This window comes from Neobacillus phoenicis (assembly GCF_047302305.1).
Lineage (GTDB): Bacteria > Bacillota > Bacilli > Bacillales > Cytobacillaceae > Neobacillus.
On record NZ_CP154847.1, the window covers coordinates 709,295 to 723,653 of the forward strand.

Here is a 14,359-nt window from a genome sequence, read left to right on the forward strand (position 1 = left end):
CAGCTTTTTCTATTGGTACGAAAAAAATAATCAGACAGTAAGAGCAAGAATGAGGATGAATGCAAGCCGGACTTCTTGTAAAATGGGAGTCAGTTAAGGAGAAATCCAAGAAAGGGGAGTTTCCCTGATGGCCCAGCTTAATTTTTCGTTTGATGAAATGTGGGAGAAAATCCTTGCTTGTGACCGGTCATATGATGGACTTTTTTATACCGCAGTGAAAACGACCAAGATTTACTGCAGGCCATCCTGCCGATCCAGAAAGCCGAAGAAAAGGAATGTGGAATTCTATTCCGAGATGAGTGATGCGGAAAAGGCGGGCTACCGGGCATGCAAGAGATGCCAGCCGGAGGCCGAACATTCCCCGCACGAAGCACTTGTACGAAGTGTGATGGTGTACCTTGCAGAGCACTATAAGGCGAATCTCAATTTGGAGGATATTTCTGCTCATATCGGCATGAGTCCCTACTATTTGGAAAGACTTTTTAAGAAGGAAACAGAAGAAACACCGCGAACCTACTTGGAAAAAATAAGAATAGATAAAGCAGCCTTTTTGCTGAAAAGCACAGGACTGGCGAACCTGGATATTTGCTATGAAGTGGGGTTTCAGAGTCCTTCTAATTTTTATAGGGTGTTTAGACAGTGGAAAAAGTGTACACCGAGTGAGTATAGGAGTCAGTCTCAGGAAGGTGGCGCATAGGATGATTGAGATTAAAACCCCAAAGGACTTTAATTTTAAGGAATGTTTAGTTTTTCTAGGCCGGTCCGACCAGGAATTACTGCACAAGATTAGCGATGGATATGTATTTAAGTTGCTTAAGGTTGAACAAGAGCTCGTTTTATTGAAAATCAGTTACAAGAATGATGCGCTTCAGGTTGAATTTCCAATGGGTAACCCCACTTTGGATGCTCAAAAAATGGCTGCAAAGTATGTAGTGGACTGGTTTGATTTGGACCGGGATTTATTTGGATTTTTTGAAATGGCACGGAATGATCAGATGTTGCAGCCAGTAGTAAGTAAATATAGAGGATTACGGATTATTGGCATACCAGATTTGTTCGAAGCACTGACATGGGCGATTATGGGGCAGCAAATCAATCTGACCTTTGCTTACACCTTAAGGAAACGGTTTGTGGAACGGTTTGGCGAAAGTGTGACGTTTGATGGAGAAACCTACTGGTTGTATCCTACTTTTGATAGGATTGCAGAAATAGAAGTAGATACATTAAAGGATCTTCAATTCACGGCTAGAAAGGCGGAGTATGTGATTGGTGTTTCTCGAGCCATGGTGAATGGGGAATTATCGAGGGAAAATCTACTTAAGATGGAGGACTATCAACAGATCCATACTTATTTGACTAAATTAAGAGGGATTGGTTCGTGGACAGCCGATTATGTGATGATGAAGTGCCTTCATCAAAGTGCAGCGTTTCCTATTACAGACGTGGGTCTTCATAATGCAGTTAGAATTCAATTAGGGCTTGAGCGAAAGCCCACTTTGGATGAATTGAAAGAAATGGCGGCGGGCTGGACAGGCTGGGAAGCTTACGCGGTGTTTTATCTTTGGAGGTCTTTATATGTATAAATTGGATTACCCATCTCCAATTGGAGTGGTCGAAATAGTAGGCACGAGTGAAGGGATTCTGTCTATTTTGTTTACTGAAAGGGACAAACCGTTGTATGCGAGAGAGTCTACGACACCTAAAGTGTTAGAGGATGCGTATAGCGAGTTGAATGAATACTTCAGGGGAGAGCGGCAGACCTTTACTTTTCCTTGTATCGTTGCTGGAACGGCATTTCAGCAAAAGGTATGGGAAACTTTGAAAGGTATTCCGTTTGGTGTTACGGCATCTTACAAAGACATCGCCGTTTCAATGGGAAACGATAAGGCCATCAGAGCGGTGGGAAGTGCCAATGGAAAAAATAAGTTGAGCATCGTAATCCCTTGCCATCGGATCATTGGCTCGAATGGAAAATTGACTGGATATGCGGGAGGGCTCTGGAGAAAGGAATGGCTTTTGCTGCATGAGAAGAACTTATGCCCATTGAAGGTTGAAAGCCGTACGAAAGAGAACGGTAAAAATATTGAACAGGAAAAATAATACAAATGTATTTACTTAAAGGGTATCATAGTTTAATCTTATACATAGGATAACTACATACATAAAATTACTATGTATGTAAAGATGAGACAGAATGGCCTATTAATGAGTCAGAACTATGAGGTGAGTGGGAATGGGTTTCTATTATTTACTATTACTCTTTATAGGTGTAGTCCTTCTTGGAGTAGGTGTACTAAAAGGCTTTTTTGCCCCTGTAAAAAAATCTATGTTGCTATCCGTTACTGGAATCGTGTTCATCGTTACATCCTTACTACTATTGATGCCTGGCAGTTCTGATGTTATTTCCAAGCTATTAACTTCTTTATTTTACTAGGTGGAAATCTGTTAAGAATAGAAAGACGAGAGCGATTGCTGACCGACGGCGATCGCTTATTTACTATAAATTAGATATTTATGGTATTGTTGTATATAAAAAGGAGGGGGTAAATGAATGTCAATTAAGCCATCCGCTATTGGTTTAGTTGCGGCAATAATATCCATCATCTTATGGTTGATCTTAAACTTCTTCAATCCATACTCAAATCAAGCTAGTTTTGATTCCACACTCATAACCTTATTTATGCTGGTCTTTCCGGCTTTTGCAGCCATTTTTTCTTATTATCGCTCAAAAACAATCTTTATGTTAATTGCATTCATTTGGTCTTTACCTTTAAGTCTCTATTTACTAATGACTCCGGGTATATTCCTCCTTTTTGGGATTACCAGTTTTACATATCTTATAAGTTTTATTTTAATGCGAAAATCAACTGGACGAATTAAATAATAAATACAAGGTGCGTAAATTCTTAGGATTTACGCACTTTTTATTTATTACGGTCGTCAATAGCCTCGATTGGCTATCCAAAAAGTCCTTGTTCGGGTGGAAAAAACAGATATCGACCTCTTTCACAAGGATATCTGCCACTTTTAAAATTTATCTGCCACTTTTCAAACTTTATCGTCCACTTTCAACAACATATCAGCCACCACCACCCAACCACCCAAACAACCAGTGCCTGGTGCAACCCCTACCCAAAATTTTAACTTTGACTAATTAGCCACCGCCGCCCATTTATGTAAAGTTTACTTGACATCATGTATGGTTCTTGTTACATTATGTATAACATAGTTTACTTAATTTGGAATTTTATATGAGGGAGGTGTGAACCATGACTTATCAAGAAAAGAAAAGCATCGTAACGTTGATCAGCGCCATACTCATCTTCGTATCCTACAGCTTGTACATGTATCCTCAGCATCCTGAAGGGGGTCTGGAATCGACCGAAACCTTTCGTTATTGGGGCTCCTTTGTCCTCATCTTAACTTTGGTATCAATAGTCGCGCACATCTTGATTAGCATTATTTTTAACATCGTCTTCAGAATAACGACCAAAGAAAAGGAACCGAAATTTGCCGATGAACTAGATAAGTTAATTGATTTAAAAGCAAACCGAAATTCCTTTTTTGTGTTTATCATCGGCTTTCTACTTGCAATGGGCTCGCTTGCTTTCTATCAGCCTTCACAGGTGATGTTCGTGATCCTGATTATTGCAGGATTCCTTTCCGATGTGACCGGCTCCGTTACGAAACTTTATCACTATAGGAGAGGAGTATAAAATGGGAAAAATTCTTGTCGGCAATCACATTCGCAAATTACGATTCAATCATGATGAAATGACCCAGCAGCAATTGGCTGACAAGGTGGGTGTAACAAGACAAACCATCGTGGCTCTCGAAAAGGGAAACTACTCCCCATCTCTAGAACTCGCTTTTCGCATTGCTCACGCCTTTAACTTACCGTTGGAAGAGGTATTCTTTTACGGTGACCAAACAAAGCAGTAGGAACGAGGATTGTTTTTGAATTTATTAAAAGGGGAGAATAAAATGAATTCAAACAAAAGAGCAGCAAAATTGGTGGGTGTCCTGTTTATACTGGCAGCCGTTACGGCGGTCATCGGTCTTCTTTTATACGACCCGATCCTAAACGGCCCCGATTATCTGATTAATGGCTCCGAACACGCAAACCAGGTGGTCGTGGGGGCACTTATGGAGTTAATTCTTGTTGCCTCAGCGGTGGGTACGGCAACGACCATGTTTCCTATTTTAAGAAAGTATAATGAAACGATCGCTCTTTGGCATGTGTGCTTCAGGTTTCTTGAAGCCATCATTATTACGATTGGTGTCATCAGCGTACTGTCCCTATTGACCTTAAGCCGGGAATTTGTAGCAGCAGGAGCCCCGGATACCGCCTCTTTTCAAGCTTCAGGTACTGTATTAAAAGCCATCCATGACTGGACATTTATGCTTGGCCCCCTTTTCATGCTGGGCATCAATACGATGATGTACAGTTATATATTTTATAAAACCAAGCTCGTACCAAGGTTTATCTCCGTCTTAGGTATAACAGGGTCAACACTTGTTTTTATTTATGGATTGTTAGTCATGTTCGGTGTCATTCAACAAATTTCTGTATGGAGCCTTTTGTCACTGCCAGTGGCAGCGAATGAAATGATATTAGCCGTCTGGCTCATCGTGAAAGGATTCAATGAATCCGTACTTGCTTCCCTATCCGCAAAAAAAGTAGTGTCTAATTAAACGTTTCAACATATTTTCTCTCCACAAAAATAAGCCCCTCTCAATTGAGAAGGGGTTTTAATCATTCAATGCAAAAATTAATTCCGATTACGGATCGAATGAATCACTGCAACGATGGTTATAACGGCTGCAATAGCAGTAACGATAATGGCTATTGTAAGCATTACAAGCCCCCCTTATGTTTATTCCTCCCGTGTTTCACCATATACATGGTTGAATTGTTATATGCCAAAAAATGAATCCATTCCTTAAATCTTTCATTTATTTAAAAAGGTCTATTGACATAAACGTAAAAAAGTTTTATTATTATCTCAGATTCAAGATATCTTAATTCGAAATAAAACAGGAGGTGAGAGGATGAACAGAAAATGTACCAATTTGCCCTTTCTTGTATTGATGCAAACATCCAAAGAAATTCAGGAGAGAATAAAGGTAGAAATGACAAAATACAACCTGAGTATTACAGAATTTTCTGTTCTAGAAGTGCTTTATTACAAAGGAAAACAAACCATACAACAAATTGGTCACAGAATATTAATTTCAAGTGGTTCTATGACCTATGTTATTGATAGATTGGAACAGAAAGGCATGTTAAATCGCAGCGCTTGCCCAAATGATCGGAGAGCCATACATGTGGATTTAACTGATCAAGGCAATAACTTGATGGAGGAAATCATGCCGAAACATCAAGAACTAGTGGATCACATGTTTGGTTCTTTAGATTCTCATGAGTCGGAGCTATTGGTTAAACTTTTGAAAAAAGTAAGTAGTGAAAGTTAATATTTTTTTTGGAAATATATCTCGAAATCGAGATAAATAAAAATTTAGGAGGATATAATAATGATAAATCTTGGTTTATTAATCATTCGTTTAGTTGTTGGTGTATTATTCATTGGTCATGGGGCTCAAAAATTGTTTGGTTGGTTTGGCGGCTACGGGTTAAAAGGTACAGGAGGCTGGTTTGAATCCATTGGAATGAAACCAGGTGTAACCATGGCGCTTTTCGCAGGGTTGGCAGAACTTATTGGTGGTATTTTGTTTGCTGTAGGATTCTTAACTCCGCTTGCTGCACTGTTGATTGCAGGAACCATGATCATGGCTATTGTAAAAGTGCATGCTCCAAACGGATTATGGGCAACATCAAATGGATATGAATATAACCTAACTTTACTGGCAGTAGCTATTGGTGTCGCTTTAATAGGTCCTGGCAAATATGCGCTAGATATATTTTTCTTTTAGGCTATGTAAAACAATATGTTAATTTGCAAACAGTTGATTGGAGCGGAAGGTGCGAAGACTCCTGCGGGAGTATGGGGCAGGGGAGACCCTGCAGGAGCGCAAGCGACGAGGAGGCTCCCCGGCACGCCCGCGAACCGCTCGCACCTGGAGCGGAAATCAACTGTCAACTTTAATAAAGCCTACTTTTAAAAGGATTAAGATAAACATTGAATTTTTATAAGGAGGGGTAATAAATGAGCAAGAAAACAATGGGTATTCACCATATTACAGCCATCGTAGGCCATCCCCAGGAAAACGTGGATTTTTATGCAGGCGTGTTGGGTCTGCGTTTAGTTAAGAAAACAGTGAATTTTGATGATCCAGGAACGTATCACCTGTATTTTGGGAACGAAGGTGGGAAGCCTGGAACCATCATTACATTTTTTCCATGGGCAGGAGCTCGTCAAGGAACCATTGGGGACGGCCAGGTAGGTGTCACATCATACGTTGTTCCAAGCGGGGCCATGGAATTTTGGAAAAGAAGGTTAGAGAAGTTCAATGTTTCTTTTACCATCATGGAACGCTTTGGAGAGCAGTATCTGGAATTTGATGATCCACACGGTCTTCACTTAGAAATCGTTGAAAGAGAAGAAGGAGAAATCAATCAATGGACCTTCGGTGACGTAACACCAGAAGTGGCGATTAAAGGCTTTGGCGGTGCCACACTATTATCAACCCAGCCGAACAGAACAGCTGAATTATTAGAAAAAGTAATGGGCCTTGAATTAATCGGTAAAGAATATGACTTTGCTCGGTATCGTTCAACAGGAGATATTGGGAATGTGATTGACCTTAAATTAACTCCGATTGGCCGCGGCCGTATGGGAGTAGGAACCGTTCACCATATCGCATGGCGTGCGATTGATGACCAGGATCAACTTGATTGGCAGCAATATGTGGCGGCAAATGGCTATGGTGTTACTGCTGTCCGGGATAGAAACTACTTTAATGCAATTTACTTTAGAGAGCACGGAGAGATCCTGTTTGAAATCGCAACGGATCCTCCGGGATTTGCTCATGATGAGTCCCTAGCGACAATGGGAGAAAAATTGATGCTGCCAACACAGTATGAGCCACAAAGAGCACAAATTGAACAAGTGTTACTACCGTTTGATGTAAGAGAAATAGACTGATTATGTGAAAAGGAATGATTTCTTTGCTTTCAATCGACCCTGCATCATTATCTGAAAGAGACAATTATAAATTTCTAATAGGTAGCATCATACCTAGGCCAATCGCTTTTGTCACAACTCTTTCAAAAGACGGTGTTTTAAATGGGGCACCATTTAGTTATTTTAATATCGTGTCATCTAATCCCCCAATGATTTCTTTATCGATCCAACGGTCATCAGGGAGGCAAAAGGATACAGCGAGAAACATGATCGAATCCAAGCAATTTGTGGTTCATATCGTTGATGAGCAAAATGTTGAAAAAATAAATAAAACAGCAGCAAGCCTTCCTCCTGATCAAAGTGAAATAGAGTTAGCTAACTTAACACCGGTAGAAAGTATGAAAATATCAGTTCCTGGAGTGAAGGAAGCGAAAATTAGAATGGAATGTATAGTAGAGCATTCCTTGGAATTGGCTGGCTTGGATACCCCGGGGTGTGATTTGATAATAGGAAAAGTTGTTCAATTTCATATCGAAAGTGACATTTATGAAAATGGAAGAATCAATCCAAAGGAATTAGCTGCAGTTAGCAGATTGGCTGGCAATAATTACGCAAAAATTGGTGAGATTTTTGAAATTGAAAGACCGAATTAATTCGTTTTATATCCCATTGAAAAATGGAGGGGTAGCATGCAAAAAACAGCAGGGATCCATCATATTACAGCAATGGTGAATGATGCTCAAAGGAACATCGACTTTTATGCAGGTGTACTGGGTTTACGACTTGTTAAAAAAACGATTAATTTCGATCGGCCAGAAGTGTACCATCTTTATTTTGGGAATGACACGGGCCAACCAGGTACTGTTATAACTTTTTTCCCTTGGGCTAAACAGCTGAAAGGTCGAATTGGAACGGGGCAGGTCGGCGTAACTAGTTATGTTATCCCGAAAGGTACCGCTCTATTTTGGGAGAAACGATTAGATAAATTTGGTGTTGAATTTACCGCATCCCTTCGTTTTGGTGAAAAATATATAAAATTTAACGACCCTGACGGACTTCAAATTGAATTGACTGAAAGAGACGAGGGACCAAGGAATACTTGGAATTTTGGAGGAGTTCAACCAGAAAATGCGATTAAAGGATTTGGCGGTGCTGTTCTGTTTTCGGCACAGCCACATAAAACGACAGACGTGCTAGAAAATGTGTTGGGATTAGAATGCATGGGTCAAGAGAATGAATTTCTACGATTTAAGTCTGAAGGCAATGTTGGGAATACTATCGATATTCAGTTAAATCCATCAGTCAGGGGACTGATGGGAGCAGGGACGGTTCACCATATAGCATGGAGAGCAAAGGATGAGGACGATCATCAAAGGTGGAGGTCCCTTCTTGTTGAAAATGGATATTATCCGACAGAGATTCTGGACCGAAACTACTTCAAGGCTCTTTATTTTCATGAAGCAGGGGGAATCCTTTTCGAAATATCCACTGACCCACCAGGTTTTGAGATAGATGAACCTGCTCATGTACTTGGAAAAAAACTTATGCTACCGTCTTGGTTAGAGTCCAAAAGAGAAGAATTAGAAGAAACTTTACCGCAGGTGGAGGTTCGAGTTCTGGAAGGAGATAAATAATGAAACATATTTTCAATAAAGGGAAAGATTCGACAAAACCAACGCTATTAATGCTTCATGGTACGGGTGGCAATGAGTTAGATTTGTTGCCTCTTGCAGGAAGAATAGATGAGGAAGCTTCTGTATTGAGCGTTCGCGGAAATGTATTAGAAAATGGAATGCCTCGATTTTTCCGAAGATTAGCGGAGGGGGTATTCGATATAGAAGACCTTATTTTTCGAACAAAAGAACTAAATGAGTTTTTAGATGAAGCAGCAGAAAAATATGGTTTCGACCGAGATAACATATTCGCTGTTGGATACTCTAACGGTGCAAATATAGCGGCCAGTTTATTGTTCCATTATCAAAACGCCTTAAAGGGTGCTATTCTCCACCACCCCATGGTACCAAGAAAAGGGATCGATCTTCCTGATTTATCAGGTAAGTCGGTGTTTATTGCTGCTGGGACAAATGATCCGATTTGCTCGCCAATGGAATCGACCGAACTACAATACTTACTAGAAAAGGCTCATGCGAATGTGGAACTTCATTGGGAGAATAGAGGTCATCAATTAACACTTCAAGAGGTGGAAGCAGCGGCTGATTGGTATCGCAAAGTAATCATTAAATAAATGAATGGAATTATAGAAAAAAGACATAATAGGTGGTGTGTTGAATTGGGTATCCTATCCAATCTGTTTGGAAATTCGTCTGATAAGGAGACAGAAAAAATGACAAATGTAAAATTAGCTGTGGTTTATTACAGCATGGGTGGCACAAACTATCAACTAGCAAAATGGGCCGAAGAAGGAGCAAAAGAAGTTGGTGCGGAGGTAAAAATAGTAAAGGTTCCAGAACTTGCGCCACAATCAGCGATTGAAGGCAATCCGGTTTGGAAAGCACATGTAGATGCAACAAATGATGTACCAGAGGTTCAATTGGAAGACTTAGAGTGGGCGGATGCCATCATTTTCAGTGTACCTACTAGATTTGGAAATATGCCTTCACAAATGAAGCAATTCCTCGATACAACTGGTGGTCTATGGTTTAACGGAAAACTGGTAAATAAGGTTGTAAGTGCGATGACCTCTGCTCAAAATCCACATGGCGGACAAGAAGCTACAATATTATCGCTTTATACGACTATGTATCACTGGGGAGCAATCGTTGCTGCTCCTGGTTATACAGATCCTGTAACGTTCGGTGCTGGTGGAAACCCTTATGGAACAAGCGTGACCGTGGGGCAAGATGGAAAAATGATTGAAGATGTTCAAGCTGCGGTTAAACACCAAGCGAAACGTACAGTTACAGTTGCAGAATGGGTTAAAAAAGCGAATCAATAAAGGATAGAGAAGCTAATTGACGATGGTCGATTAGCTTTTTTTTGATATCTGGCGAGAGATAGTTAATCTTTCGCAAGGAAAAATAGCTTAAATCATGAATGGGACTCCTTTTAACTTGGCAGGGTGCATTGGAAAATAATTTTCAAATTTTGTAGAATTCCTCCTCATTTTTGTAGAATTCTCATTGATCAAACGATAAACGTATGAATATCTTGCTCATTGGTACATAAAAAAGGCAGAGGGAACATCCCGCTGCCTTTCTGCTAACCTAATATTCGCAAACTCTCTTCAACAAAGGCCGGTATGTCATCTGGTTGTCTACTAGTGACTAGCTGATTCTGGCACACGACTACTTCTTTGTCATGCAAATGGCCGCCTGCATTCTTTAAATCTACATGAATAGATTTATAGCCCGTTACATCACGCCCTTGAAGCGTTTCAGCAGTGATTAGCAGTTGTGGTCCATGGCAGATGGCTAAGACAGGTTTTTTCGCATCCATAAATGCTTTAGCGAAGAGGACAAAACGCTGGTCTGCACGAAGAATATCCGGTGAAAAACCTCCTGGAATGAAGAGTGCATCAAAATCCTCAGGAGAGACATCATCAATGCTTGCATCAATGACAACTTCGCTGGTTCCCTGCTTTCCCTTCACGGTTTTATCCTTCTCCATTTCGATTGTCGTAATCGCATGGCCCTTTTCCTTAAAGGACTGTACTGGTTCCATATACTCGGAATCCTCAAAATGATCAGTTACTACAACAGCAATTTTTTTACCCACATTCATTCACTCCTTATCCAAGTCTCTTGAATAAGATACCCTTCTCTAACTCGGTTGAAACGAGTTAATAAGGAACGAAAAAATTCCGGTAGGTAACAGCAGCTGGTGGTACCGGCGGTGGAGGAATAAAGGGAACGACCATTGGCTTATACCACGGGTGGTAGTGGTGATAAAGTATGTAATAATACATTCTTATCATCCTTTCATGTCATGTCACAGTAGATTATGAGCCATCACCTTCGTATGATTGGATGCATGCCTACTTTCCTTTTTACAAAAAAAAGAAGCAAAAATATGCTTCTTAGCTTGTTCCTTTATCTAGTTTAGAAAAGCTCTCCATTTTCGTAACCCAATAAGCTGTAAAATAAAGGAGTAGAAAAATAATAAAATCATAAAAAGAGGACCAATGTTTCGGGTCATAAAAGCCGATTGCGTCAAAGAACTTCATTCCTCCAAAAGCAGCAAGGGCAGAGAATATGGCTCCTTTTAATAAGGGATTCATCTTTGGCTTGATCTGTAGAGCGAGCATAACCCCAACGGGTGCTAAAGAATAGTGATATGGTAAAAAAAGAAAAGGTGCTAGAGGGATAATTGTCATCGGATAAGACCACAGCCCAAGAGATAAGGCGGCAAGATCAATTGTAAGTGCCAAAATGACGGTCAATAAGCCTCCTAAAAGAAGACGCCCCGTACTATTTTTATCCCTGACTAGGAACCAAACAACCCATGGGACGATAAACAATGCCAAACCAAACCACCATTGCCATGTCGAAAGAAAATCTTCTCTCACAGCTTTTGCAAAAAACGAACTGACCTCAGTAAATTGGTGATAGGCTTTTTCTGATTGAGCGAGACCTTCCTCATATGCCATGTGTATAACCTCTCTCTAGAAACATAATTAATGGTATTTTTTTCAGCTTTACACTCTTTTATACTTTGTCGATGTCCTTTATAAATATAAAAAGAGCCTGTTTTTATTAAAACAAGCTCTTCCTTTTTGCTATTTAATTTTGTAAGTCTCTTTTAACGCTATTGCCTAGTTTAGGCTAGCCTCATACAAGACTATTGTGATGGTTCACCTTTTAAGCAAGAACACGTTTGTACAACTTGATGCAATATCGAGCACTATCTCCAGCGTCTACACCAATATCAAAAGAAGTTGGGTTAACAACGGAAATGGATACTGTAGTTCCTACTGGTACAGGAGTAGTTGCTACACCATTAGCTCCGATTTCAATGACAGATGCACCAGTATTAGTTACTGTAAAAGTACCTTGAAAATAATCATTAGGTGTAGGTGCGATCCAAACTGGTCCAAGATATTGTCCAAGAGCGTTTCCGCAAATCTCCTCTACAAAAATCTCTCCTTCTGGACAGCAGTGTCTATTAGCTGGTAAAACAGTAATGCGATTATCAAATGATCCTCCGCACATATTGATCTCTCCCTTTCATTTCAAGAATTATTACTACACTCTATTAAATGCAGCATGTCCGAAATGGTTCAGTGCAAATGTTGATTTTTAAAAGATTTTTCAAAGTTTTAAAAGGTCTATTATTAGGCCAGGCCCAATAATAGACCCCTTTTTAATTTAGACCCTGTTAAGCAAGAACACGCTTGTACAATTTGATGCAATATCGAGCGCTATCGCCAGCATCTACACCAATATCAAAAGAAGTTGGGTTAACAACAGAAATGGATACTGTAGTACCTACTGGTACAGGTGTAGTTGCTACACCGTTAGCTCCGATTTCAATGACAGTTGCGCCAGTATTTGTTACTGTAAAAGTACCTTGAAAATAATCATTAGGTGTTGGTGCAATCCAAACTGGTCCAAGATATTGTCCAACTGCGTTACCACAAATCTCTTCTACAAATATTTGGCCTTCAGGACAGCAGTGTCTATCAGCAGGTAAAACAGTAATACGGTTACCAAAAGATCCTCCACACATAGAAATCCCCCCTCTCTTTTTCTAAATTTTTATTACTCTTTATTTAATGCAACTTGTCCAAGGTTGTCCTGTGCAAATGTGGATTTATTTAATAATTTTATAAAAATAATAAAGGTGACCATGCCTGGTCACCTTTTATCTGCCGATCTTCCTAATTTTCCTTACCTTTGTCTTTTTCGTCAAAAATAACGAAACAAAAGTCCAAGCAGAATTTACCTTCTGTTATCCCGTCGCCAACCTGGGATACCGTAATCGAATCTACATGATCAACAGAGGCTGAATTTGTATTACCAGGAGGGACGGTAAACTCAACTGGACTTCTGCCAGTACGAGTGACGAGAACCCTAATAGAGCCTGTACTTCTGGTGTTATTGAAAACGGAGATATTTACGATAGCATCAGTCCTGGCTCGTTGTTTCCAAATTTCCAAATTGGAAGTTTGATTGTTCAATAATAGATTTCCACATATACTGTTACATACCACCTTTCCATGCCGCTCTTTAGGTGGTTTCACTTCCACTTTGACGATATGTTCCACTTTTTGCTTCTTTTTTTCCTTATCACAAGTGCAATAAAAATGTTCACAATCATTGCATCTTTCTTGATAGGGATCCCATATTTCTCCGTAATACCTTTTGCCCAAAACCTAAACACCCCTTTCAGTTGATACCATCATATGAAACTTTACTGGATTGGATTGGACAGGGTCCATGTAAATATAAAAATAGGCTATATATGATCTCAAAAGAGAAGGAGGAATTTTTCTGCAAGTGATTTTTATTTTTTAGACTGTGTTAAAGGTTAAGGCTGTTTTATTCTTGCTCACATCGGATTGAACTACCAATGGGTGATGAGTATCTGTAAAAGAGTGTTTAAATCCAAGGAAGGAAAGCTTCGAAAAGGTGTCATCGCATCTGTTGTTCTGTCACTCGCCATTTTGGCAGGTGGAATCCAATGGTTTGCTTCAACCGCTACACCAAGCATGGGTAATTTCCGGCATGAGCAAATGCAACAAATCGGGCTGGGATCTACTAATGGAAACACAGGGAATACAACCACAGCGAGTTCAAATCAGGGACCGCCTAACGGAGAAGATTTTCACCGAGGAAAATTTGGTGATAGAGACGGAAAAGAAGGCCACGGTGGCAGCAGCAATCCATTTTTAGTCGTTCTTAATTATTTCGCCATCTGGGCAGCCATCATCATACCTACTTATTTTCTGGAAACGCGGGTCTTAAGGAAAAAACGAAGATCGACCAATATTCAACCCACCTAATAGTAAGAGCGAATCGATCAGAATGGTTAATATGGTACCGATAGATGGGACATTTGAAAAAGTGTTCCATCTATCGGTTCTTTTTATTTACTTGAATCCAATCGAATCAAAAAAAGATGGCCCCTAATTAATAAATTAATATAGGGATCATCTTTTAGCATCTTAACTTTTTTATCGCACCGTTTTCAAGTTCAATCGCAATTAGGTCCTTCTTGTCTAGGTGTTTCGCACGAAAGTCTTTGTGAAAGGTAAAAAATATACCTAGTTACTAGGTTCATCGTTCATATGGGATTTGAATAAATGGATAGATGGT

At 39.9% G+C, this 14,359-nt stretch carries 21 protein-coding genes; 16 read left to right on the forward strand and 5 right to left on the reverse strand.

The window, feature by feature from the left end:
* Window positions 1-127 precede the first annotated feature (127 nt).
* The 15 genes from AA0X95_RS03610 (at window position 128) to wrbA (ending at window position 10,041) form a co-directional block, all read left to right on the forward strand.
* Complete coding sequence (locus AA0X95_RS03610; protein WP_413305463.1) at window positions 128-697, forward strand: bifunctional transcriptional activator/DNA repair enzyme AdaA; 570 nt, start codon at window positions 128-130, stop codon at window positions 695-697.
* 1 nt (window position 698) lies between these two features.
* Complete coding sequence (locus AA0X95_RS03615; protein ID WP_413305466.1) at window positions 699-1,583, forward strand: DNA-3-methyladenine glycosylase family protein; 885 nt, start codon at window positions 699-701, stop codon at window positions 1,581-1,583.
* The gene (locus AA0X95_RS03620) at window positions 1,576-2,100 is read left to right on the forward strand and encodes a methylated-DNA--[protein]-cysteine S-methyltransferase (protein ID WP_413305469.1); all 525 of its coding nucleotides are present in this window, start codon (window positions 1,576-1,578) and stop codon (window positions 2,098-2,100) included. Before AA0X95_RS03615 ends, AA0X95_RS03620 begins: the two co-directional genes overlap by 8 nt.
* A gap of 133 nt (window positions 2,101-2,233) precedes the next feature.
* The gene (locus AA0X95_RS03625; RefSeq protein WP_413305472.1) at window positions 2,234-2,434 is read left to right on the forward strand and encodes a hypothetical protein; all 201 of its coding nucleotides are present in this window, start codon (window positions 2,234-2,236) and stop codon (window positions 2,432-2,434) included.
* Window positions 2,435-2,551: 117 nt separating this feature from the next.
* The gene (locus tag AA0X95_RS03630) at window positions 2,552-2,884 is read left to right on the forward strand and encodes a hypothetical protein (protein ID WP_413305474.1); all 333 of its coding nucleotides are present in this window, start codon (window positions 2,552-2,554) and stop codon (window positions 2,882-2,884) included.
* A 385-nt stretch (window positions 2,885-3,269) separates the two neighbouring features.
* Complete coding sequence (locus tag AA0X95_RS03635; RefSeq protein WP_413305476.1) at window positions 3,270-3,716, forward strand: hypothetical protein; 447 nt, start codon at window positions 3,270-3,272, stop codon at window positions 3,714-3,716.
* 1 nt (window position 3,717) lies between these two features.
* A complete protein-coding gene (locus AA0X95_RS03640; RefSeq protein ID WP_335526214.1) occupies window positions 3,718-3,942 on the forward strand; it encodes a helix-turn-helix transcriptional regulator in 225 nt (74 codons plus the stop codon).
* A 42-nt stretch (window positions 3,943-3,984) separates the two neighbouring features.
* Window positions 3,985-4,695, forward strand: a complete 711-nt coding sequence (locus AA0X95_RS03645) for a DUF4386 domain-containing protein (protein ID WP_413305479.1) — start codon at window positions 3,985-3,987, stop codon at window positions 4,693-4,695.
* 357 nt (window positions 4,696-5,052) lie between these two features.
* Window positions 5,053-5,475: a MarR family winged helix-turn-helix transcriptional regulator gene (locus AA0X95_RS03650; RefSeq protein ID WP_413305482.1), complete on the forward strand. Its 423-nt coding sequence runs from the start codon at window positions 5,053-5,055 to the stop codon at window positions 5,473-5,475.
* A 60-nt stretch (window positions 5,476-5,535) separates the two neighbouring features.
* Entirely contained in the window at window positions 5,536-5,934 is a 399-nt protein-coding gene (locus AA0X95_RS03655) for a DoxX family protein (RefSeq protein ID WP_413305485.1), read from the forward strand.
* Window positions 5,935-6,167: 233 nt separating this feature from the next.
* Window positions 6,168-7,106 (forward strand): ring-cleaving dioxygenase, encoded by a 939-nt coding sequence (locus tag AA0X95_RS03660; RefSeq protein ID WP_413305487.1) that lies wholly within the window; start codon window positions 6,168-6,170, stop codon window positions 7,104-7,106.
* 23 nt (window positions 7,107-7,129) lie between these two features.
* Window positions 7,130-7,738, forward strand: coding sequence for a flavin reductase family protein (locus tag AA0X95_RS03665; RefSeq protein WP_413309834.1), 609 nt, complete (start codon window positions 7,130-7,132; stop codon window positions 7,736-7,738).
* 36 nt (window positions 7,739-7,774) lie between these two features.
* Window positions 7,775-8,719, forward strand: a complete 945-nt coding sequence (locus AA0X95_RS03670) for a ring-cleaving dioxygenase (protein WP_413305490.1) — start codon at window positions 7,775-7,777, stop codon at window positions 8,717-8,719.
* Window positions 8,719-9,330 carry an alpha/beta hydrolase gene (locus tag AA0X95_RS03675; RefSeq protein ID WP_413305493.1) on the forward strand — a complete coding sequence of 204 codons (612 nt, stop codon included), beginning with the start codon at window positions 8,719-8,721 and terminating at the stop codon, window positions 9,328-9,330. Before AA0X95_RS03670 ends, AA0X95_RS03675 begins: the two co-directional genes overlap by 1 nt.
* 99 nt (window positions 9,331-9,429) lie before the next feature.
* Complete coding sequence (gene wrbA, locus AA0X95_RS03680; RefSeq protein WP_413305495.1) at window positions 9,430-10,041, forward strand: NAD(P)H:quinone oxidoreductase; 612 nt, start codon at window positions 9,430-9,432, stop codon at window positions 10,039-10,041.
* Between the two features lie 263 nt (window positions 10,042-10,304).
* Here wrbA and AA0X95_RS03685 read toward each other — a convergent pair whose 3' ends face one another.
* The 5 genes from AA0X95_RS03685 to AA0X95_RS03705 all read right to left on the reverse strand — a co-directional run bounded on the left by AA0X95_RS03685 (window position 10,305) and on the right by AA0X95_RS03705 (window position 13,413).
* Window positions 10,305-10,820, reverse strand: a complete 516-nt coding sequence (locus tag AA0X95_RS03685) for a type 1 glutamine amidotransferase domain-containing protein (protein WP_413305497.1) — start codon at window positions 10,818-10,820, stop codon at window positions 10,305-10,307.
* A gap of 301 nt (window positions 10,821-11,121) precedes the next feature.
* Complete coding sequence (locus AA0X95_RS03690) at window positions 11,122-11,691, reverse strand: CBO0543 family protein (protein ID WP_413305500.1); 570 nt, start codon at window positions 11,689-11,691, stop codon at window positions 11,122-11,124.
* A gap of 211 nt (window positions 11,692-11,902) precedes the next feature.
* A complete protein-coding gene (locus AA0X95_RS03695; RefSeq protein WP_413305503.1) occupies window positions 11,903-12,253 on the reverse strand; it encodes a hypothetical protein in 351 nt (116 codons plus the stop codon).
* A 166-nt stretch (window positions 12,254-12,419) separates the two neighbouring features.
* The gene (locus AA0X95_RS03700; protein ID WP_413305505.1) at window positions 12,420-12,770 is read right to left on the reverse strand and encodes a hypothetical protein; all 351 of its coding nucleotides are present in this window, start codon (window positions 12,768-12,770) and stop codon (window positions 12,420-12,422) included.
* Window positions 12,771-12,921: 151 nt separating this feature from the next.
* A complete protein-coding gene (locus tag AA0X95_RS03705) occupies window positions 12,922-13,413 on the reverse strand; it encodes an S-Ena type endospore appendage (protein WP_413305508.1) in 492 nt (163 codons plus the stop codon).
* 225 nt (window positions 13,414-13,638) lie between these two features.
* Here AA0X95_RS03705 and AA0X95_RS03710 point away from each other — a divergent pair, with 225 nt between their 5' ends.
* Window positions 13,639-14,046, forward strand: coding sequence for a hypothetical protein (locus tag AA0X95_RS03710; RefSeq protein WP_413305510.1), 408 nt, complete (start codon window positions 13,639-13,641; stop codon window positions 14,044-14,046).
* Window positions 14,047-14,359: the final 313 nt, after the last annotated feature.